Annotated in this window: 21 protein-coding genes; 1 reads left to right on the forward strand and 20 read right to left on the reverse strand. The window is 56.7% G+C overall.

Translation table 11 applies throughout. From position 1 onward, the window contains the following. Positions 1-199 precede the first annotated feature (199 nt). The 20 genes from eutR to maeB all read right to left on the reverse strand — a co-directional run bounded on the left by eutR (position 200) and on the right by maeB (position 18288). Positions 200-1252 carry an HTH-type transcriptional regulator EutR gene (eutR, locus tag ACI2I2_RS12210; RefSeq protein WP_404658143.1) on the reverse strand — a complete coding sequence of 351 codons (1053 nt, stop codon included), beginning with the start codon at positions 1250-1252 and terminating at the stop codon, positions 200-202. 47 nt (positions 1253-1299) lie between these two features. Then, the gene (gene eutK / locus ACI2I2_RS12215) at positions 1300-1818 is read right to left on the reverse strand and encodes an ethanolamine utilization microcompartment protein EutK (protein WP_404658144.1); all 519 of its coding nucleotides are present in this window, start codon (positions 1816-1818) and stop codon (positions 1300-1302) included. Positions 1819-1829: 11 nt separating this feature from the next. Beyond that, on the reverse strand, positions 1830-2489 hold the full coding sequence (eutL, locus tag ACI2I2_RS12220; protein WP_404658145.1) for an ethanolamine utilization microcompartment protein EutL: 660 nt from the start codon (positions 2487-2489) through the stop codon (positions 1830-1832). Positions 2490-2498: 9 nt separating this feature from the next. Further along, positions 2499-3395: an ethanolamine ammonia-lyase subunit EutC gene (eutC, locus tag ACI2I2_RS12225; protein WP_404658146.1), complete on the reverse strand. Its 897-nt coding sequence runs from the start codon at positions 3393-3395 to the stop codon at positions 2499-2501. A gap of 20 nt (positions 3396-3415) precedes the next feature. After that, a complete protein-coding gene (eutB, locus tag ACI2I2_RS12230; RefSeq protein ID WP_404658147.1) occupies positions 3416-4777 on the reverse strand; it encodes an ethanolamine ammonia-lyase subunit alpha in 1362 nt (453 codons plus the stop codon). Between the two features lie 11 nt (positions 4778-4788). Beyond that, entirely contained in the window at positions 4789-6192 is a 1404-nt protein-coding gene (eutA, locus tag ACI2I2_RS12235) for an ethanolamine ammonia-lyase reactivating factor EutA (protein WP_404658148.1), read from the reverse strand. Beyond that, entirely contained in the window at positions 6189-7421 is a 1233-nt protein-coding gene (gene eutH / locus ACI2I2_RS12240) for an ethanolamine utilization protein EutH (RefSeq protein ID WP_404658149.1), read from the reverse strand. Before eutH ends, eutA begins: the two co-directional genes overlap by 4 nt. A 119-nt stretch (positions 7422-7540) precedes the next feature. Next, on the reverse strand, positions 7541-8728 hold the full coding sequence (gene eutG / locus ACI2I2_RS12245; RefSeq protein ID WP_404658150.1) for an ethanolamine utilization ethanol dehydrogenase EutG: 1188 nt from the start codon (positions 8726-8728) through the stop codon (positions 7541-7543). After that, positions 8718-9557 (reverse strand): ethanolamine utilization protein EutJ, encoded by an 840-nt coding sequence (gene eutJ, locus ACI2I2_RS12250; protein WP_404658151.1) that lies wholly within the window; start codon positions 9555-9557, stop codon positions 8718-8720. Before eutJ ends, eutG begins: the two co-directional genes overlap by 11 nt. 12 nt (positions 9558-9569) lie before the next feature. Beyond that, positions 9570-10973, reverse strand: a complete 1404-nt coding sequence (locus tag ACI2I2_RS12255; protein WP_404658152.1) for an aldehyde dehydrogenase family protein — start codon at positions 10971-10973, stop codon at positions 9570-9572. A gap of 11 nt (positions 10974-10984) precedes the next feature. Next, positions 10985-11272: an ethanolamine utilization microcompartment protein EutN gene (gene eutN / locus ACI2I2_RS12260; RefSeq protein ID WP_404658153.1), complete on the reverse strand. Its 288-nt coding sequence runs from the start codon at positions 11270-11272 to the stop codon at positions 10985-10987. 103 nt (positions 11273-11375) lie between these two features. Beyond that, entirely contained in the window at positions 11376-11669 is a 294-nt protein-coding gene (gene eutM / locus ACI2I2_RS12265) for an ethanolamine utilization microcompartment protein EutM (RefSeq protein ID WP_330982964.1), read from the reverse strand. 34 nt (positions 11670-11703) lie between these two features. Continuing rightward, positions 11704-12720 carry a phosphate acetyltransferase gene (gene pta, locus ACI2I2_RS12270; protein ID WP_404658154.1) on the reverse strand — a complete coding sequence of 339 codons (1017 nt, stop codon included), beginning with the start codon at positions 12718-12720 and terminating at the stop codon, positions 11704-11706. Then, positions 12717-13520: an ethanolamine utilization cob(I)yrinic acid a,c-diamide adenosyltransferase EutT gene (gene eutT, locus ACI2I2_RS12275; protein ID WP_404658155.1), complete on the reverse strand. Its 804-nt coding sequence runs from the start codon at positions 13518-13520 to the stop codon at positions 12717-12719. Before eutT ends, pta begins: the two co-directional genes overlap by 4 nt. Before the next feature lie 9 nt (positions 13521-13529). Further along, entirely contained in the window at positions 13530-14231 is a 702-nt protein-coding gene (eutQ, locus tag ACI2I2_RS12280) for an ethanolamine utilization acetate kinase EutQ (protein ID WP_404658156.1), read from the reverse strand. After that, a complete protein-coding gene (gene eutP, locus ACI2I2_RS12285; RefSeq protein WP_404658157.1) occupies positions 14209-14688 on the reverse strand; it encodes an ethanolamine utilization acetate kinase EutP in 480 nt (159 codons plus the stop codon). Before eutP ends, eutQ begins: the two co-directional genes overlap by 23 nt. Positions 14689-14700: 12 nt before the next feature. Next, positions 14701-15036: an ethanolamine utilization microcompartment protein EutS gene (gene eutS / locus ACI2I2_RS12290; RefSeq protein WP_330982969.1), complete on the reverse strand. Its 336-nt coding sequence runs from the start codon at positions 15034-15036 to the stop codon at positions 14701-14703. Between the two features lie 216 nt (positions 15037-15252). Continuing rightward, on the reverse strand, positions 15253-15615 hold the full coding sequence (locus ACI2I2_RS12295; RefSeq protein ID WP_404658158.1) for a type II toxin-antitoxin system HicB family antitoxin: 363 nt from the start codon (positions 15613-15615) through the stop codon (positions 15253-15255). Further along, positions 15612-15887, reverse strand: a complete 276-nt coding sequence (locus tag ACI2I2_RS12300) for a type II toxin-antitoxin system HicA family toxin (protein ID WP_404658159.1) — start codon at positions 15885-15887, stop codon at positions 15612-15614. The genes ACI2I2_RS12295 and ACI2I2_RS12300 overlap by 4 nt, the downstream gene beginning before the upstream one ends. Before the next feature lie 121 nt (positions 15888-16008). Then, a complete protein-coding gene (maeB, locus tag ACI2I2_RS12305; RefSeq protein WP_404658160.1) occupies positions 16009-18288 on the reverse strand; it encodes an NADP-dependent oxaloacetate-decarboxylating malate dehydrogenase in 2280 nt (759 codons plus the stop codon). Positions 18289-18565: 277 nt separating this feature from the next. On the opposite strand from maeB, the gene tal reads away from it, so the two are divergent. Further along, positions 18566-19513, forward strand: coding sequence for a transaldolase (gene tal / locus ACI2I2_RS12310; protein WP_404658161.1), 948 nt, complete (start codon positions 18566-18568; stop codon positions 19511-19513). Positions 19514-19531 lie beyond the last annotated feature (18 nt).

Here is a 19531-nt window from a genome sequence, read left to right on the forward strand (position 1 = left end):
TCGCCCCGTAGGTCGGGTAAGCGTAAGCGCCACCCGACAACACAGACACCGCCCCGTAGGTCGGGTAAGCGTAAGCGCCACCCGACAACACAGACACCGCCCCGTAGGTCGGGTAAGCGTAAGCGCCACCCGACAACACAGACATCGCCCCGTTGGCCGGATATGACGCATTAGCGTCGCATCCGGCACAATAATTCCATTACGCCCAGTGGCGCATACGCTGATGCAGCGTTAACGACGGTTTCTCCGCAAACAATTGCTGGTAGTCGGTGGCAAACTGCCCCAGATGCCAGAATCCCCACTGCATGGCAGCCTCTTTGACCGTCGGGTTTTGCGACCACGGGCTTATCAGCTCGCGACGCACGGCATTCAGACGAATACGTTTTAACCAGGCATTCGGACCAATACCAAGTATCGTGTGAAAGGCGTTTTGCAACGTCCGGCGGCTAACATACAGCTGATTACACAGGTCGAGTACGGTCAGCGGTTCGGACATATTTTCCAGCACATATTCGTGCGCACGCGACAGCAGGCGACGATAGCTCTGATGGCTGATGCTCTCGGCCGTGATCATCGGCTGCGCTTCTTCCAGCATGGTGCCCATCGCCAGCAGCAGATTATCGCCCAGCACTTTGCGTACCGCGGGTTGGTGGAGGTGTTCCGGGTTCTCGCTAAAGGTCGCCAGCGCCTGTTGCACAAAGCCCCATAGCGCGGCTTTGTGCTGTTCTTTCACTTCCAGCGCCGACTGGTTACGCAGCATATGCAGCACCTTTTCCGGGTTATGCAGGAAATTGGCCTGACGGGCAATGGCCTCTTCTGAAATAACGACCCCCAGAATGGTGTAATCATCCGGCGTACTCAGTTCAAACTCCGTCCCGCCCGGGCGGGTGGCAATCTCAGCGTTCCCCAGACACTGGGTGCCAATAAATCCCTGTTCGCCGCGCGTGGCCGGAATACCAAACCAGAAGGAGTTCGGCCAGACCAGACACGACTGACGCAGCGCCAGTCCGGTGTATTCACGGAACACCTGAATATCGTCAAGCAGGATTTCCGTGAACTCGCCATGAAATTTTCCCGGATGCAGCTGGTCGTAGATCTGCTGCCATGCGGTAATCGTCAGCGCATGCTCATACACATCCGTTGTTCGCCGCTGGTGAACGTTGTCCACCTCCACTTTCGGCGTAAGTTTAACGTTTTCGGGTAATGCTTCATGATAAAGATGGTGCAGGTCGGCAGTACGGTTCTTTTTCATGATCTTTTAAGCCGGAAGCTTCAACGAAGCCCCGGCCCTCCGACTGATTAATTTTTTAAGCGGTAGCGACTACTGCGTTTACGCAACACTCCGTCAGAAAAGAGCTGTTCCAGCGCCTTTCTGGCTTCATCAAGTGACCAGCCAACGTGGGCAGCCACTTCCCCTGCCGTCATTCCTTGACGGACCGATGCCAACAGCGTCAGAAGTTGCCCGGAGGATTCAGGCGTCAACGGGGCGTCCTGCGTCTTCTCTGCTTTTCCGTCTGGCTTCTGTTCTGGTTTCTTCGGCTGGCGCTTAAAACCGCCGATCAGCCACTGGGTGTCCTCGTCCGGCCGGCCTATTTCCTTACGGCTGATAACACGGCCTGTACGCGCTACGGCTGCGCTGCCAGCATCAAGCGCTGCGCGGCACGCCGCCAGATCGCCTTCCACCACCAGCGTCAACCGGCCAGGATCGAGCACTTCGTGGCTGAGCAGACGCACGTTCGCGGCTTTCAGCATGGCATCCGCCGCCTCCACGGCAGCCACCATGCCATCCACTTCCAGTAATCCCAGTGCATTGATCATCACAACCTCTCTTACGCGCGCTGGACTGGATGACGGGCAATCTCCAGAACGGCATCGGCAAAGGCGTTACATGCAGCTTTACACGCGGCCTGGCTCCCGGTCAAAAACGCAGCCGAATAGTTGGTTTCTGACGGCGGCGGGACATAGGTCACCAGTTGAACATCGGCAGATTTCAGTGCTGCATCAATGCCCACTGTCGCTTCCAGCGGCGGTGCCACCAGATACGCCATCGGATCGCCAGGTCGGCATCCTGCGGTAGCCGAGAGATAGGACCCGGTACGCGAAACGACATGCGCCAGGAAAGCGGTATCCTCGGCATCATTCGCCCACTGGAACGCCGCACCGCTTTCAATATGGGCCACCATCGCGTCCAGACCTGCGCGAACTTCGGCCGGGTTTGGCCCTCCAAGCATAATCAGGACTTCGCCCGAGGTTGGAGAGGGACTGTGCGCCGCACCGGCATACAGCGAGCGGCCATAAACCACCTCAACCATGGCCTGTTTTGTCGCTTCGTCTGCGGCAATGTACGCCACGTCATCAGAATCGACTGTGATGAGTCCGAGGCTGCGTATCTGTGGCGCTAGTTTAAGTTCACGGGCAAAACCGTCATTTACCGAGGCAATCACGCGCATGGCGGTGACGGAAGGTCTGATCAAATCTAATGCTGGCATGATGCCTCCTTAACGGGTCATATTGATGCCGGATGCTTTTTGCTCCAGCATGCGCCTGGCCAAATCCACAATCACCGCCGCCGCTTCAACCGGTGGCGTCCCGCCCTGGTGAATGTTCGAGATACAGGTACGGTCAGCTTCAACGGTCGTCGCCACTCGTGGCGAATAGATGGCGTAGCAGGAAAGGCTTTCAGACTGGCCAAGGCCCGGACGTTCCCCAACCAGCAGGATCACCGCTTTCGCGCCCAGCAGTTCGCCGATCTGATCTTCGATTTTCACGCGACCATAGCGAACAAAGAACGGCGTCCCGACCTTCAGTCCGGCCTGGTTTAAGCCCGACAACAGCGGCGGCAGGATCTCTTCGTAGTTGGCGGTGATAGCGTCAGTCGACAGGCCATCAGAGATAATCACCTGCACATCCGGGTTCATTACACACTGTGATTTCAGCGCTTCAATGGCTTCCGCACTCAGACGACGCCCCAGATCCGGACGTGTCAGATACAAGTTCTTGTTACTGATTTCCGAGCGCACTTCCAGCAGCCCCTGGGCTTTTACCCACTCTTCCGGCACTTCTTTCAACACCGTATCTTTCGAACGCGAGTGGTCCGCCAGGAAACGCAGGAGCGCCTGGGTGCGCGGACGTGGACCGGCACGGCCAGTACAGACACGCGCGGCGGTGCTGCGACGCAACTCAGTCAAGACCTCTGGACGGTGCGGATCCTCAACGCCAATCCATGCTTTGGCTTCCGCTGAGCCTAAGTCCATCGCACAGCTTTCATCCGTCGGCGCGGCGCCTGGCGTGGTGCTGGATTTTTCTTGTTCTGACGGCGTCTGAGCCTGCTGTTGCGGCTCCCCCATTGATGCCATCACGCTACGTACAATGTCTTCAATCTGCTTTTGATCCATGATGTGTCATCCCCGCGTCATTAAAAGAACAGTGACGGATCGCCCGCCCGTTTGGTCAGGCGACCGTTTGCCATAATGCCCATGGATTCCAGCCAGCGTTCAAACTCCGGCGACGGCCGTAAATTCAGCAACTGACGGACGGTGGCGGTATCATGAAACGCGGTGGTCTGATAGTTGAGCATGATGTCGTCACCGAGCGGCATGCCCATGATGTAGTTGCAGCCAGCGGTGGCGAGCAGAATCATCAGGTTTTCGTTGAGGTTCTGGTCAGCATCAGCATGGTTGGTGTAGCAGCAGTCGCAGCCCATTGAAATGCCGCTCAGCTTACCCATAAAGTGATCTTCCAGACCCGCGCGAATAATCTGACGGTCGTTGTAGAGATACTCCGGCCCGATAAAGCCCACCACGGTGTTCACCAGGAACGGATCGTAGTGGCGCGCCAGCCCATAGTTACGTGCTTCCATCGTCACCTGATCGGCACCGAAGTTCGCACCGGCGGAGAGCGCAGACCCCTGCCCGGTTTCGAAGTACAGGCAGTTTTCCCCGGCGATGCGGTTGAACTCAGCGCCCACTGCGCGTGCTTCATCCAGCATAGCCAGCTCAACGCCAAACTCTTTTAAGCCTTTCTCGCTACCGCAGATACTCTGGAAAATCAGCCCGCCAGGCGCGCCGCGACGAATCGCTTCGATCTGGGTGGTCACGTGTGCCAGTACGCAGCCCTGGGTCGGGATGTTGAATTTGTCGATAACGCCATACACGGTATCGAGGACGCGGCTTAAGTTGTCCACGTCATCCGTTACCGGGTTAACGCCGATCACCGCATCGCCCGCCCCAAAGGACAGCCCTTCGTAAATTTGTGCGGCAATACTCTGCACGTCATCACGGGTGTCGTTCGGTTGTAAACGGCAGCTGAAGGTGCCCGGCAGACCGATGGTGGTGTTGGCCTTTTTGATCACCGGCATTTTCTTACCGCCGTAGATCAGGTCCGCGTTAGAGCAGATTTTTGCTACCGCAGCGACCACTTCCGACGTTAACCCTTTGCGTGTAAACGCAATATCATCAACGGAGGTTTCATCGCTCAGCACGTACTCGCGCAGTTCGCTGATGCTCCAGTTTTTGATGCGGTTATAAGCCGTTTCGTTGACGTCATCCTGAATCAGACGCGTCACGCAGTCCTCTTCATAGGCAATCACCGGGTTATTGCGGATATCCGCCACCGTCATTTCCGACAGCACCTGCTTGGCCGCCACGCGCTCCTGCGAACTGGTTGCAGCAACCCCTGCCAGCACATCCCCCGAACGCAGTTCGTTGGCTTTTGCCAGCACTTCTTTAACATCCTTAAACTGATAAACATTGCCGAACAATGTGGTCTTTAGTTTCATAAGTCGTTCCTTCAGGAAGGAAATGCGAGTGATTTCACCGTAACCGGCACAACCGATCCGCCAAAAAGAGGCGTACCTATGTCGATATAGTCCCCCGCCCGGACAACCACCTCATCGATGACCGCCAGCGGGTGTTGCTGTAAATGCGGGCGTAACAGCATGCCCAGGGCTTTACCAAAATCCTGCTCGGCGACCACCAGCAGGGGATGCGGATTCGGATAGCGCGCGACAAAGGCCAGCAGCGCATCAATAACGGTTAACAGCGAGGCGTAGCGCACCGGCAGCGAACCGGGCAATGCCAGCACGTAGGCGTCCGTTTGCGGATCCAGATCGAGTTGCATCAGCGCTTGCTGCCAGGCGGCAACCAAATCAGTCTCATCAACCGGGATCGCCACCGGCAGGTTGCGCAGCGGAAGCGCCACGCCTTCTAACCAGATAGTGCTGCCCGAAAGCGACAGCGTATGCGCACCGGCGCCAATCACCGTGGCGCGCACGGTTTGCGCCGGGAACTGCACCTTCATCTCACGCAGGCGCGGATGTTCATGCAGCGCCGTCGCTAACAGCGGCCCGATATCAGAAAAACAGAAAGGATCGGCAGGTTGGTTGCGGTAGCACTCGCCCACCCCACCGGACAACGTAATCACATCCGGCTTCACGCCAGTTGGCAGCAGACCGGTTTGCATCAGTGCCTGCGCCAGCGGTGACAGCGTGCCGTCAATCACCTCCACAATCAGCGCCGCCATCCGTCGGGCCACCTCAACAAGTTGCGCCGCGTTGAGGGTTCGGGCATCAGTGCCCGGACCCAATACGTCATCAACAATCCTCTGTCCCGGCGGATGCGCATGCCCCACTCGCCCCTGACCGTCCGTTTCAAGCAGCCGCCCACCAACGTTCAGGCAGGCCGAACCGCTGACCTTTCCGGCATCGAACAGAACGTAGTTCGACGTCCCGCCACCGATGTCGATATTCAGCACGCGGCACACCTTTTGCTCAGAGAGGGTTTGAGCTCCCGCACCGTGACCGGCAATCACCGATTCCAGATGCGGACCGGCGCTGGCAACCACGAAATCCCCCAGCGACTGGGAGAGCGCCATCACCGCCGGTCGCGCATTGCGGGTTTTGGCACTTTCCCCGGTAATGATGATGGCACCGGAATCGACGGTCTCAGGTTTGATCCCCGCCGCCTGATACTGGGCGAGGATCAGCGCCTCAAGTTCGGCCTCTTTCAACCCGCCCTGCTTATCAACAGGGGTAAAGCACACCGGGCTTTGCCAGCTAATTTCGCGTTTGATGAATTCGTAGCGCGGCACCTGCGACACAGCCGCACGGTTGACCAGCTCAAGGCGCGAGAAGATCACCTGAGTGGTGGTGGTGCCGATATCGATACCGACGCTCAGTAGCTGGCGAGTATTCACGATTGCGTCTCCAGGTTGGTTTCTACGGCTGCGGGCACATTTTCATCTTTCGGTACCAACAGCATAGCCACACCTATCGCCGTCACGCCGCCAATCAGCTTGCCGACAATCATCGGGAAGATCATCGCGTTCATGTTGGCAGCGGCGAAACCTAAGTGGTCACCCAGAGCGAAGGCCGCGGAGACAGCAAAAGCGCAGTTGATCACTTTGCCGCGGGTATCCATATGCTTCATCATGCCGAACATGGGGATATTGTTTGCCAGCGTCGCGACCATGCCTGCAGCCGCAATGTTATTGACTTTTAACAGGTTACCGACGTTCATCAGCGGTTTTTCAAACCAGCGAGTCAGCAGCAGCACCATGGGGTACGCGCCGAGCAGCACGCAGGAGATAGAGCCGATCACTTCGATGGCGCGCATCACTTCACCCGGATTGTCTCCCGGTGCCATGAAGATAGGATCAAGACCTGGAATCAGCTCCCAGCCGAGCAGGAATTTGACAACCGCTGCCGCCAGGCCGAGGGTGATCAGCGCCACCAGGCATTTCGCGAAGATCTGGAAACCGTTGATCATTTTTTCCGGGATGAATTTCAATCCCAGCGCCACCAGCACGGCCACGATCAGCACCGGGATCATGTTCATCAGGATCAGCGCGAAGGTGAACTCCACCGGTTGCCCGTTGATTTCGACGCCGGAGTACATCGCGACCAATCCCCCCGCAATACAGCCAACTGGAATGGTGACAATGCCGGCCAGCACGCCCAGTGCCAGATAACGACGGTCAGACGGTTCAATAATCCCCAACGCAACCGGAATGGAAAAGACCAGCGTCGGCCCCATCATCGCGCCGAGGATCAGGCCAGAATACAGCCACGCCGCAACGTCGCCGCCCGCCAGTTCTTTCGCCAGGAAGAAGCCGCCCATATCGCACGCCAGCAGCGTTCCGGCAAACATCGACGGGTTCGCGCCCAGCATTTCGTACAGCGGAATAATCACCGGCCCGAGCACATGCGCCAGTACCGGTGCCAGCGCGGTCATACCGACCATCGCCAGGCCCAGCGCGCCCATCGCCATAAAACCTTCTTCAAACTGGCCGCCCGCCCCCTCAATGCTTTTACCGAACTTTCCGAGGAAGCGCGCCGAACCGCCGAACTGCGACAGGATCCTGTCCACGGCGGCAATCAGCATAAAGAACATCATGATGTACATGATGATTTCGTTAATTCCCATAGCCCCTACTCCCTGTCATGTGTGATTTGTAGGCCGAATAAGACGTTTACGTCGCCTCCGGCACTCACGCCGTGCTATTGCCGGATGGCGGTGCGAGCACCTTATCCGGCCTACAGGCATTACCCGGCAGCCAGGTACAGGTCGATAATCTGTGCCTGCGTGGCGGTGCGTGGGTTACTGCGTATACAAATATCCTCCAGCGCGGCCTGAGCCCATGCGCTGTAATGCTCGGGTTTTGCCCCAACGTCAGAGAGTCGTTTGGTCTGGCCTACTTCGCTAATCAGCTCGCTGACCGCATGGATGGCATCGCGATCGTCCGACTTCTTGTTGGTTAACGCCCGTCCGATATGGCTGAAGCGCTCACGACACACCAGGCGGTTGAACCCCATTACCGTGGGCAGCAGCATGGCGTTAGCCTGTCCATGCGGGATGTGCAGCGCAGCACCCGGCTGGTGCGCCATCGCATGACACAACCCCAGTCCCGCACTGGAAAACGCCATCCCGGCCATACAGGAAGCCAGCAGCATACTTTCCCGCGCAGCCAGATCCTGTCCGTAGCCGACGGCCTTCGGCAGCGATTTACCAATCATCGCCATCGCGCCGATCGCCAGGCTGTCGGTAAATGGCGTCGCGTTCAGCGCGCTATACGCTTCAACGGCATGCGTCAGCGCATCGATCCCGGTCATCGCCGTGACGTGTGCGGGCACACCTTCCGTCAGCGCAGCGTCAAGGATCGCCACATCAGGCATCAGTGTTGCGTGGGCCAGCACTTGTTTGAGTCCGGTCGCGGCGTCGATAATCACCGTAACGTTAGTGGTTTCTGAACCGGTTCCGGCGGTAGTCGGTACGGCAATCAGCGGCAGACGCGGGCGTAACGGGCTGCGCTCGTCCATGTCAGTCAGCGTCTGGGTGGGGTTGGTCACCAGCAACGCCACTGCCTTTGCGGCATCCAGTACCGAACCGCCGCCGAAGGCCACCACGCCATCGCACTTCGCTTCACGCAATTGCGCGACCGCCGCACAGACGTCCGTAATGCACGGTTCGCCCACCGGACAGGGCCACAGCGTCATCGCCACGCCTTTCATCGCCAGGCTGCGCTCCAGTGCGGCGGTCATCCCCGCCTGATGCAGGAAGCTGTCAACCATGACGAACAGATGCGTCAACCCGCGCGTTTGTGCTTCCTGTCCGCAGGTACTGAGCGCTCCCAGTCCACATAACGTCACCGGGGGAACGCTAAACGTTTTTACGCGTTGTAGATTCAGGGTATCGAATGCCTGAAAGAGCGCGGTCTGCAATTCAGCTTGCATAGAGTCCTTCCGCTTTTTCTTTTCCGCTATTTGCAATCGCCAGCGGGGTCATAAACAGGCTGTGCTGGGGCAAATGCACCTGCAGCTCCGGGAAACGCTGACGAAACAGTTCCTCAACGCCCGGCTGCATACAGGAGCCACCGGCCAGCCACAAGTCAGCAACGTCTTGTCCGGCAATATGCTGGGCCACGATTTCCGCCATCTTTTCGTAGACCGGCTTCACCACCGGCCAGATTTCCTTGCCGTTGCTGCGCTTGTACTGCTCGGCTTCCTCGAGTTGAATGCGACGGTTCCCGGCCAGCGTCAGAGAAATGTGATGCCCGCCAGTCGCTTCATCGGCGGAGTAGGTCACCTTGCCCCGCTTCACAATTGCAATCCCGGTGGTACCGCCACCGATATCCACCACGCCAGCGTTATCGAGCTGCAACAGGTCTGCCACCGCGGTCGGTTCGTCGAGCGCATGACTCACTTCAAGCCCGGCAGACTCCAGCACGTTGATAGAAATTCGCGGGTCCGTTCCCGGTGGAAACGAGGTTGCCGCATGGGTAAAACGGCAACCCAGCTGTTGTTCGAGCGTATCGAGATGGCGGCGAACGAGGGTCACCGCGCCGAAGAAATCCCAGACGATGCCATCGCGCACGACATCGGCCCAGTCCAGACAAACCGCAACCGGCTGCCCGTCGCTGTCGACAACCATCGACACCACATCACAGGTTCCCAAATCAACGCCCAGCCACAGCGGTGAATCGCTGGTAGCAGGTGTCTGGTTACAGAGCGTGGCCGCTTTTAGCAGCCTGGGTGTCAGCCAACATTGTTCGTCGTGCGCCATCTCTTTGACTCCTTATACAATTCTGAAGGCGTCCACCAACACACAGCGACGCAGACGCACAAACGTACGCGCGCTGGTCACCCCTTCCCCGGTTGGCGTGGTAATGGTCATCGTGGTCCAGCCTTCGCCACCGAGTCCCAGACCGGCAATACACGGTCCGTTCTTGACGAAAATGCTGGTATCAATGGCATTTGCCATGCGGTTCATGTTGTCGATATTGCGCGAATGCATCGCCGCCGTATGGTGGCAGCCGTCTTCAAGCCTGACCGCCAGTTCAATGGCTTCATCGACGTTGGCAACCCGCATGACTGGTAGCACCGGCATCATCAGTTCGGTGACAGCAAACGGATGCGTCGCTGAGGTTTCGACGAATAACAGCCGGGTTTGCTCCGGCACATTCAGCCCTATCGCCGTAGCGATTTTTCCTGCGTCACGGCCTACCCAGTCGCGATTGACCGTGCCTTTACCGCGCTCATCGATATTTTTCAGCAGCACCGGTTGCAGCTGTTCGGCCTGAGCCGCAGTCAGCTTCACCGCATGCTGGCTTTCCATCAGACGCATCAGTTCATCCGCGACGCTATCGACCACGATCAGCACTTTTTCGTCGGCGCAGATGATGTTGTTGTCAAACGAAGCGCCTTTGACGATCGACTGCGCCGCGCGCGCCAGGTCGGCCGTTTCATCAACCACCACCGGCGGATTACCTGCCCCGGCGGCAATCAGACGTTTGTTGGTGTGCTTACGCGCGGCATCCACTACGGCTTCACCGCCGGTCACTACCAGCAAGCCAATACCTGGGTACTTAAACAGACGCTGGGCGGTCTCGATATCCGGATTGGCCACGGTCACCAGCAGGTTTGCCGGGCCACCTGCGGCAACCACCGCCTGGTTGAGCAGAGTGATAGCGCGCTGAGACACACTTTTAGCAGCCGGATGCGGTGCGAAGACCACGCTGTTGCCAGCGGCAATCAGGCTAATAGCGTTGTTAATGACGGTCGCGGCCGGGTTGGTGGATGGCGTCACCGAGGCCACCACGCCCCACGGCGCATTTTCAATCAGTGTCAGGCCGTTATCGCCGGTCAGGACCTGTGGAGACAGGCATTCCACCCCCGGCGTGCCACGCGCCTGTGCCACGTTTTTGGCAACTTTATCTTCAACTCGTCCCATGCCGGTTTCTGTGACGGCAAGTTCCGCTAATTCTCTGGCGTACTTCACGCCCGCCTCACGCACAGCCGCGATAGCCAATTGGCGCATGGCGACGCTTTTCAGCGCCTGCTGAGCCAGTTTTGCTGCCGCCACTGCGTCATCCAGGGAGGCAAAAACGCCCATTTCTTGAACGGCACTGACGGGTTGGCTGCTGTCTTTCATTTTCAGCAGCACCGCTTTCACAACCTGTTCAATATCCTGTTGATTCATGATTTTCTGCCTTATTTATGGAAGATCACCTGACCACCAGCCACCACTTCATCAACAATGCCAATCACGCACAGATCGACAGGTGACGATTCGTTACGGTGCGCCTGGCGGGCTGAGCTACCGCTGACCAGCAACACCCACTCGCCGGTTCCCGCCCCGATACTGTCGATAGCAACCGCACATTGCCCATCGGGATTTCCGCATTCATCAATCATTTCCACCATCAGCAACTTGTCGTGTGCGAGCCCCTGATGACGTACGGTACAAACAATTTGTCCTGTGACGATGGCCAGTTTCATACGCGCCTCCGTGGCCTGTTTTACCCCTACCTTTCACAGAAGGTCATGTGAAAAGGAGAGAGGATGACGCCAGCAATGAAGGTTGTGGCGTCACATCGACGACTTATATGTCGTTGCTGTCGCCTTTAAAGCCGATCGGGAACACGTCTTCCAGATCACCATGCGGACGCGGGATCACGTGTACGGAAACCAGCTCGCCAAGACGCTGTGCAGCCGCAGCACCTGCGTCCGTTGCGGCTTTGCATGCCGCTACGTCGCCACGGACCATCGCAGTGACCAGACCGCCACCAATCTGCTTCACGCCAACCAGTTTCACGCGTGCCGCTTTGACCATCGCGTCAGAAGCCTCAATCAGTGCAACCAGGCCCCGGGTTTCAATCATTCCTAATGCTTCCATTGTGTTTTCCTCATAAAAGGGTCCAGAACGGGACCTAAACAACCAGTGTGTGCGAGGCGTTTTCACGACTCACGTCAGTCTGGCGCGGCACGGCTGCCACTAACGCCAGCTCGATAATTTCCTGTACGCTACAACCGCGAGAAAGATCATGAAGCGGGGCGGCCAGCCCTTGAATCAACGGCCCCACTGCACGATACCCTCCCAGACGCTGAGCGATTTTGTAGCCAATATTGCCGGCCTCCAGCGACGGGAAGACCATCACATTGGCATGGCCCTTTAACGGACTGGCGGGCGCTTTTTGTGCGGCGACCTCCGGAACAAAGGCGGCATCAAATTGCAGTTCGCCATCCACGCTAAGCTGCGGAGCACGTTCACGAACAATCTCAGTTGCCTGCTGCACGTTTGCGACGTTGGGATGGCGAGCGCTGCCATTGCTTGAAAACGACAGCATCGCCACGCGCGGTGCTTCACCTGTGATCGCCTGCCATGTCTGCGCGCTGGCAATCGCAATATCCGCCAGCTGTGCGGCGGTGGGCTGCGGCACGACGCTGCAATCGGCAAACCCTAATGACGGCCCGAGGTACTGCGGCAGCATCAGGAAAATTGACGACAGTGTTTTACAGCCCGGCTGTAGCCCAATAATGCGTAATCCGGCGCGCAGCACGTTTGCCGTCGACGACAGATTGCCCGCAATACAGACGTCAGCGTTGCCCGCGCTGACCATTGCCGCGGCGAACATCAGCGGATCGTTGAGTTTTTCCAGCGCATCCTCAGGCGTTTTATCTCCCGCACGGGCCCGCCAACGCAGCGCAAATTCTTCACGCATTGGCAGGTTGAATTGCGGATCGATAACCTGAATGCCATCCATCGCCACCCGGTGGCTGAGGGCAAACTGGCGCAGCGTAAACGGACTGGCGACGAGAATGGGATGTGCCAGGCCCTGCTGGTGCAGGTAATTTGCTGCCTTCAGCACCCGAACATCCAGCGCATCCGGGAACACCACTCGTGCAGGCGAACGCTGGGCGAGTTGACGAGCACGTTCAATGATCATGGCTTCTCCCCCAGTCGCTGTTGAATTTGGCTAACCGTCAGCGGGTGCTTCACAACGCTTAAAATCATCATCACGTAGACCGTACTGGAAAGGCGGTTGAGTGCCTGCAGGATGTCCGGTCGCACAACGTCAAAACTACGGGTGATGAAAACCTGCGCCGCCACCGTCTCCGTTTCACGGACTTTGGTACGCAGCAGATTAAGCCACGCGCAATCACGGCCGTGGCTGGCTTCAGGCACCAGATGGTCGTGGTCCAGATAGCGCAGCGGCTGATGCGAAAGCCGATGTAAATCTTCGTCACTTAAGCCGACGATAGCTTGTGCTGCCAGTGGCTCGTCCATCGCGTCAGCGCGCATAATGTTGCCCAGGCGCGAACGGATATCCGCCAGCCACGGCTGCCACGGTTGCGCCAGCTCTATCTGCAGCCACACAGCCAACGCGATAGTGCTGTCCAGCGCAGCGCGAAATCCCAGGCGCGGATCGCTTTTAGCGACCATCTTGTCCGCCGTCAGATGCGTCAGCGTATCTGGTTTCTTCAACATCGGTTGATGACACAGTTCGCAGCTGGCCTGTGGAGACGTATCACTGCTGGTTAACCCATGCACCGGCTGCGGCTGCTGGTCTTCGTTATCAAGAAACAGGCTGCCCTGCTCGTCGATAAACTTAATGCGCAGACGTCGGCTTTCCAGTAATTCCCGGGCAGATGGCGTCAGGCGAGCGTCAGCGGGGAGATGAATTTCAGCCCCTTCGCTGAGCGTATGATTTGCTCTGAGCCATGCTTCGGTAATGAAATCCTTCATACAGCCGCCTTAGCAGGACTGCCAGTTCGCAGGCCAGGCCACATACAGAAACTTCACCGTCGAGGGCGTACCAAATTCGATGCTGGAACCTTTCGGGATAAACATCACGTCCCCGGCTTTAGCAATCAGGGTTTCGCCTTGGTGGCGAACGTGCAACTCGCCTTGCAGAATCATGTCGATTTCGTCGTAGTTCAGCGTCCAGGGGAAAAAGGCGTTATCCCACTGCATGAACCCGGCGGCCATGCTGCTACCGTCCTGGTCGGTCACCAGATCGGTTAACCCCACGCAGTGAGGCTGTGCGCCGTCAAAACGACCCAATTTCACGCTACTGCCGTCGATGACTTTGACGCCGCCTTTGCCGGTCACCGAGTGAAAGCTCGGCTGCATGCCGCCTTGCTCCAGCGACTGTTTCTCCTTCATGACTTTTTCCATCAGTTGGGTCACCAGGCTTTCGGTAAACTGCCCTTCCGGTAACTGTGCAATGATGGTTTCGCGAAGGCGTTGGCTTTCCGTTTTGCTCTCGTCCACCGCAGTCGGTGCAGCGGCGGCGCTTAGCGCGGATTCCTCGCATTCGCTGAGGGTAACGCCCAGTACCTCCGCCACTTCGCGAGCCTCCGGGGTGATAATGCTGGCGCGCAGAACAACCGACATTTCCTGTTCACCGCGTGCGTGGGCCGCACGAATATCGTTAGCTGTGATAAGTTTTTTCACCTGCCCTTTCCTCCTTTTGGCTGAGCTCAGTCAGATAATCCACCAGGTGCTGCACACTGCGCGGGTCATGGCTATTGAGCTCAAAAATCGGCTCCTGAAACCCCATCCCGCGAAGGAGTTGTCGCGTTGCGGCGACGTCGGCATCCGGCATGTCCGTTTTGCTGATAGCGGCGATTTGTCGTTTACTGGCGCCGATATCCAACAGCCCGGCAGGTAAGCGACTTTCTTTATCATTTGCCGCGTGTATATAAATCAACGTATCGACATCCTGCAGTGTGGTAATTAAGGCGTGATACCATCGCGGATGGCTAAAATATTCCCCTGGCGTATCAATATCGCCATTCTCATTAAATTCCACGGCCTGTGTTTTTCTGGCGAGAGAATAATTCCCCTGTAGCGCATTAAAGAGCGTTGTTTTCCCCGCCCCCACCGTACCGACAAACGCAATACGTTTCATCGCCGCTTCTGATTAACTTTTTGTCAGATTGCACAAAGTGAAATTTAATAACCGACCCAGACCACTGACCGTTTGTAATAACGCTTCTTCTACCGCACCTACCGAGCCGTAGATAACCAGCGCGCCGCTGAATCTATCGAGAAAGCCAATATGTACCTCTGCCGCCTTCAGGGCTAAGTCACCGGCAATCATCGCGGTTTCGCCTGGTGTCAGCGTCATGATGCCGATGGCGCCCACTTCGGGAACGCCAATTTTTTTCGCCAGTTCTTCGCCGGGGTGCGCAATGAGATGCGCCAGCGTGACCTGTTTCCCCGGCACAAATTCCTGAATAATGCGTTCTTTTTCCATTGCTCACCGCCTCCGCTAAAAACTGCCCTCATCGTGGCGTTTTTTTGTCAGAGTAAATAACAAAATTCGGCAAGCAGGTTTAAAAGGTGAAGTAGATCACTAAGAAAGGGAAAATAAAAAGGCGCGGAAAAAAACTCGCTGGAAATACAATTTCCGGCCAGAAGAAAGCAGCCCGGAGGCTGCCTTGAGTGAGTTTATTCAAGTCCGGGAATGGGTTTAGCCGCGGTTCATCCGCTCGGCTAAGGTTTCAACAATGTAGGCATTGACCGACTGTTGCTGCTCTGCCGCGGCGAGGCTAAGCCGCTCGCCAAAAGACTCAGGATACCGCAGGGTGAACGTTTTCACTTTTTCATCCTGCTCAAACGGCTCAATGTCATTTTCACGGCAGTCTTCCAGATATTCAGACAGTGAAATCTGCCCTTCCGACTTCAGTCCTTCAATGCTGTCGGCCACAAAATCACAATACCCCGTTAATCCGAGAAATTTCCCGCGAAACATACTCAGCTCAGGGACATAGGTGATGATCGCCGACTGGCCGTCGATAACCATAATATTGAGGATAGTTGGTGTTTTGGTCATGGCTTAACTCCCGTGCTTTCCAGCCACTCTCTCAGACTGGCCACTGCGCCCTTATCGGTATCCGGTGACGGATGAGGCCGATGAAACCGGGCGATACTCCCATTTAATAAGAGGCGAACTCGCGATCCACTGCCCTGCTTAATCTCACCGCCCAGCGCAACAACCAACGCCTCAACAGCTTTCCATTTAAGCCCGGAAGAGGTTGGCACGCGGAAAATTAACTCCAGCGTCGCACGGTGGCGTGTGCTAAGTGAAACAGTACTCTCGTCCATGAGCACATCCGTGATGTCAAATTATGAAGTCATCATAGCAGTCATTGAAATGAAGTCAATTTATGAAGTCACAAAATAAAAAGCGCGGGAGAGCCCCGCGCTGAAAGAAAGGAAAAAACGATTAAAGCGGCTGAGTCTGAGCCTCGACCACCGCCAGAGCCACCATATTGACGATGCGGCGTACTGAAGCAATCGGCGTCAGGATATGCACCGGTTTCGCCACGCCCATCAACACAGGCCCTACCGTCACCCCTTCTGAACTCGACACGCGCAGCAGGTTATAGCTGATACGCGCCGCTTCCATGTTTGGCATCACCAGAATGTTGGCCGCGCCTTTCAGCGGGCTGTCTGGCATCCGTTCGTGACGGATGCTTTCCACCAATGCCGCATCACCGTGCATTTCGCCGTCGATCATCAGTTCCGGATCGCTGGCGCGCACCAGGTCGAGCGTGTTGCGCATTTTGGTCGCAGCCGGGCAGTTTGATGAACCAAAGTTGGAATGCGACAACAGCGCCACGCGCGGCTCAATACCGAAGCGACGCACTGTTTCAGCCGCCATCAGCGTGATCTCCGCCAGCTGTTCAGGCGTTGGATCGTCGTTGACGTAGGTATCAGCAATAAAGGTGTTGCCGCTTGGCAGCAGCAGCGCGTTCATGGCACCCGCGGTGTGTACGCCATCGCGATAGCCGAACAGTTGCTGAATCACCGTAAAGTGCTCGTGATAGTCTCCGATGGTCCCGCAAATCAGGGCATCCGCCTCGCCGCGCTGCACCATGATCGCCCCGATAACGGTGGTATTGCTGATCACATGGCGCTGCGCCTGTTCCTGGGTTATCCCTTTGCGCTTCATGATGGCGTAATACTCCATCCAGTACTCTTTGAAACGCGGATCGGACTCATTGTTGACGATTTCAAAATCGATGCCCGGCTTCATCTGCAGCCCCAGTTTTTGCAGGCGCATTTCGATAACGTTCGGACGACCAATCAGGATAGGCTTCGCCAGCCCCAGCGTGATCAGCTCCTGGGTGGCGTGCAGGACGCGAGTATCTTCCCCTTCTGCCAGCACGACGCGTTTTGGCTCTTTGCGCGCCTGAGAGAAAATCGGCTTCATAAACAGGTTGGTTTTGTAGACGAACTCGCTCAGCTTCTCTTCGTACGCTGCGAAGTCTTCAATCGGACGCGTTGCCACGCCGGAGTCCATCGCTGCTTTTGCTACAGCGGGTGCGATTTTCACAATCAGACGCGGATCGAACGGTTTCGGGATGATGTATTCCGCGCCGAAGCTCAGGTCCTGATCGCCGTAGGCAGACGCCACCACTTCACTCTGCTCTGCGTGTGCCAGTTCAGCAATCGCGTGAACGGCCGCCAGTTTCATCTCTTCGTTGATAGCCGTTGCGCCGACATCCAGCGCACCGCGGAAGATGAACGGGAAGCACAGCACGTTGTTCACCTGGTTCGGGTAATCCGAACGCCCGGTGCAGATGATGGCATCCGGACGCACTTCTTTCGCCAGCGGCGGCAGAATTTCCGGTTCCGGGTTCGCCAGCGCCAGAATCATTGGCGCGCGAGCCATTTTCTTCACCATCTCCTGGGTCAGCACTTTCGGGCCTGAACAGCCCAGGAAAATGTCCGCGCCTTCAATCACGTCATCCAGTGAGCGTTTACCGTCATCTTCGACCGCATACGCTGCTTTGGTTTCCGCCATGTTCGGCTCGCGGTCTTTGTAGATAACGCCTTTCGAGTCGCAGACCACAATGTTGTGTTTCTGCATGCCGAGCGCCACCAGCAGGTTCATACAGGCAATGGCTGCAGCACCTGCGCCAGACACCACCATGCGCACGTCAGAGAGCGTTTTTTCAACCACGCGAAGGCCATTGAGAATCGCTGCGGTACTGATGATCGCCGTGCCGTGCTGATCGTCGTGGAAGACTGGGATCTTCATACGTTCACGCAGTTTCTGCTCGATGTAGAAACACTCTGGCGCTTTGATGTCTTCGAGGTTGATGCCGCCAAACGTAGGCTCAAGTGCGGCCACCACGTTGATAAATTTGTCCGGATCGAGTTCGTCGACTTCGATATCAAAAACGTCAATCCCGGCAAATTTTTTGAACAGTACGCCTTTCCCTTCCATCACCGGCTTACCGGCTAACGCGCCGATGTTGCCTAAACCGAGTACCGCCGTTCCGTTGGAAACGACGGCGACGAGGTTGCCACGGGCCGTGTATTTGTAAGCCGCTAAAGGGTCTTTTTCGATTTCGAGGCACGGGGCGGCAACGCCGGGTGAATAAGCGAGCGCCAGGTCGCGCTGAGTCGCCAGCGGCTTGGTAGGAGAGACCTGAATTTTCCCTGGGATCGGGAATTCATGGAAGTCGAGCGCGCTTTGTTTTAACTGGTCGTCCATTTGATGTTCCTTTCACGTATCGTTTTTTTCAGGAGAAATCTGTTCCCGGTGCTAACCGGTGAGTATCGCCTTTTGCCGCTCTGTAAACTTTGAAGGCCGCCATACTCTCGTCAATGAAAAGCGATTTTGTTATTAATTTTTAACACTCATGTTAAGGGTTGTCGTAAAGCAAGGCGAGTCCTGTCTGCTATGCTTTTGAATCAGCCAGGGCAAAATTTTCCCCAAAACGCGGGCGAACGTATTCGACTAACGCTTTGCTTTGTAAGGAGCTTTTTTCATGAACCAGCTAGAAGGCATTAAAAAATTCACCACCGTGGTCGCCGACAGCGGCGATATCGAATCCATCCGCCACTATCAACCTGAAGATGCCACCACCAATCCGTCACTGCTGCTGAAAGCCGCGGGCCTTGAGCACTACGCTCATCTGATTGACGATGCCGTGGCCTTTGGCAAGAAGCAGAGCCGCCGCGAACAGCAGGTCATTGATGCCTGCGACAAGCTGGCTGTGAATTTCGGTGCAGAAATTCTGAAAAGTATCCCGGGTCGTGTTTCTACCGAAGTGGACGCGCGTTTGTCGTTTGATAAAGAAAAGAGCATTGCCAAAGCCCGTCACCTGGTTGAACTGTACGCCGCTCAGGGCATCGACAAATCGCGAATTCTGATCAAACTGGCCTCCACCTGGGAAGGCATTCGCGCCGCCGAAGTGCTGGAAAAAGAAGGCATTCACTGCAACCTGACACTGCTCTTTTCTTTCGCGCAGGCCCGGGCCTGTGCCGAAGCGGGCGTATTCCTGATTTCCCCGTTTGTCGGGCGTATTTACGACTGGTATCAACAACGTGAACCGATGGACCCGTACGTGGTGGATGAAGATCCGGGCGTGAAATCGGTGCGTAATATCTACGATTACTTCAAACAGCACCGCTACGAAACCGTGGTCATGGGAGCCAGCTTCCGTCGCACCGAACAAATTCTGGCGTTGGCAGGCTGCGACCGGTTAACCATCGCGCCAGCCTTGCTCAAAGAGTTGCAGGAAAAAGAAGCGCCTGTGACCCGCAAACTGATCCCGGCCTCCCAGTCCTTTAATCGCCCTGCCCCCCTGACCGAAGCGGAGTTCCGCTGGGAACACAATCAGGACCCGATGGCGGTGGATAAACTGGCTGAAGGTATCCGCCTGTTCGCCGTCGACCAGCGCAAACTAGAAGATTTACTTGCCGCCAAACTGTAACTTTTGCCACGGAGAAGA

Source organism: Scandinavium sp. NPDC088450 (assembly GCF_044900545.1).
In the GTDB taxonomy this organism is placed as follows: domain Bacteria; phylum Pseudomonadota; class Gammaproteobacteria; order Enterobacterales; family Enterobacteriaceae; genus Scandinavium.

Bases quoted from the DNA above. Each gene is read 5' to 3' on its own strand.
- eutG (WP_404658150.1), bottom strand. From the start codon at position 8,728: ATGCAAGCTGAATTGCAGACCGCGCTCTTTCAGGCATTCGATACCCTG.
- eutN (WP_404658153.1), bottom strand. From the start codon at position 11,272: ATGAAACTGGCCATCGTCACAGGACAAATTGTTTGTACCGTACGTCAT.
- ACI2I2_RS12295 (WP_404658158.1), bottom strand. From the start codon at position 15,615: ATGACCAAAACACCAACTATCCTCAATATTATGGTTATCGACGGCCAG.
- eutS (WP_330982969.1), bottom strand. From the start codon at position 15,036: ATGGAAAAAGAACGCATTATTCAGGAATTTGTGCCGGGGAAACAGGTC.
- eutJ (WP_404658151.1), bottom strand. From the start codon at position 9,557: ATGGCGCACGACGAACAATGTTGGCTGACACCCAGGCTGCTAAAAGCG.
- eutK (WP_404658144.1), bottom strand. From the start codon at position 1,818: ATGATCAATGCACTGGGATTACTGGAAGTGGATGGCATGGTGGCTGCC.
- eutM (WP_330982964.1), bottom strand. From the start codon at position 11,669: ATGGAAGCATTAGGAATGATTGAAACCCGGGGCCTGGTTGCACTGATT.
- eutC (WP_404658146.1), bottom strand. From the start codon at position 3,395: ATGGATCAAAAGCAGATTGAAGACATTGTACGTAGCGTGATGGCATCA.
- eutT (WP_404658155.1), bottom strand. From the start codon at position 13,520: ATGAAGGATTTCATTACCGAAGCATGGCTCAGAGCAAATCATACGCTC.
- eutH (WP_404658149.1), bottom strand. From the start codon at position 7,421: ATGGGAATTAACGAAATCATCATGTACATCATGATGTTCTTTATGCTG.
- ACI2I2_RS12300 (WP_404658159.1), bottom strand. From the start codon at position 15,887: ATGGACGAGAGTACTGTTTCACTTAGCACACGCCACCGTGCGACGCTG.
- tal (WP_404658161.1), top strand. From the start codon at position 18,566: ATGAACCAGCTAGAAGGCATTAAAAAATTCACCACCGTGGTCGCCGAC.
- maeB (WP_404658160.1), bottom strand. From the start codon at position 18,288: ATGGACGACCAGTTAAAACAAAGCGCGCTCGACTTCCATGAATTCCCG.
- eutL (WP_404658145.1), bottom strand. From the start codon at position 2,489: ATGCCAGCATTAGATTTGATCAGACCTTCCGTCACCGCCATGCGCGTG.
- eutB (WP_404658147.1), bottom strand. From the start codon at position 4,777: ATGAAACTAAAGACCACATTGTTCGGCAATGTTTATCAGTTTAAGGAT.
- ACI2I2_RS12255 (WP_404658152.1), bottom strand. From the start codon at position 10,973: ATGAATCAACAGGATATTGAACAGGTTGTGAAAGCGGTGCTGCTGAAA.
- pta (WP_404658154.1), bottom strand. From the start codon at position 12,720: ATGATCATTGAACGTGCTCGTCAACTCGCCCAGCGTTCGCCTGCACGA.
- eutP (WP_404658157.1), bottom strand. From the start codon at position 14,688: ATGAAACGTATTGCGTTTGTCGGTACGGTGGGGGCGGGGAAAACAACG.
- eutR (WP_404658143.1), bottom strand. From the start codon at position 1,252: ATGAAAAAGAACCGTACTGCCGACCTGCACCATCTTTATCATGAAGCA.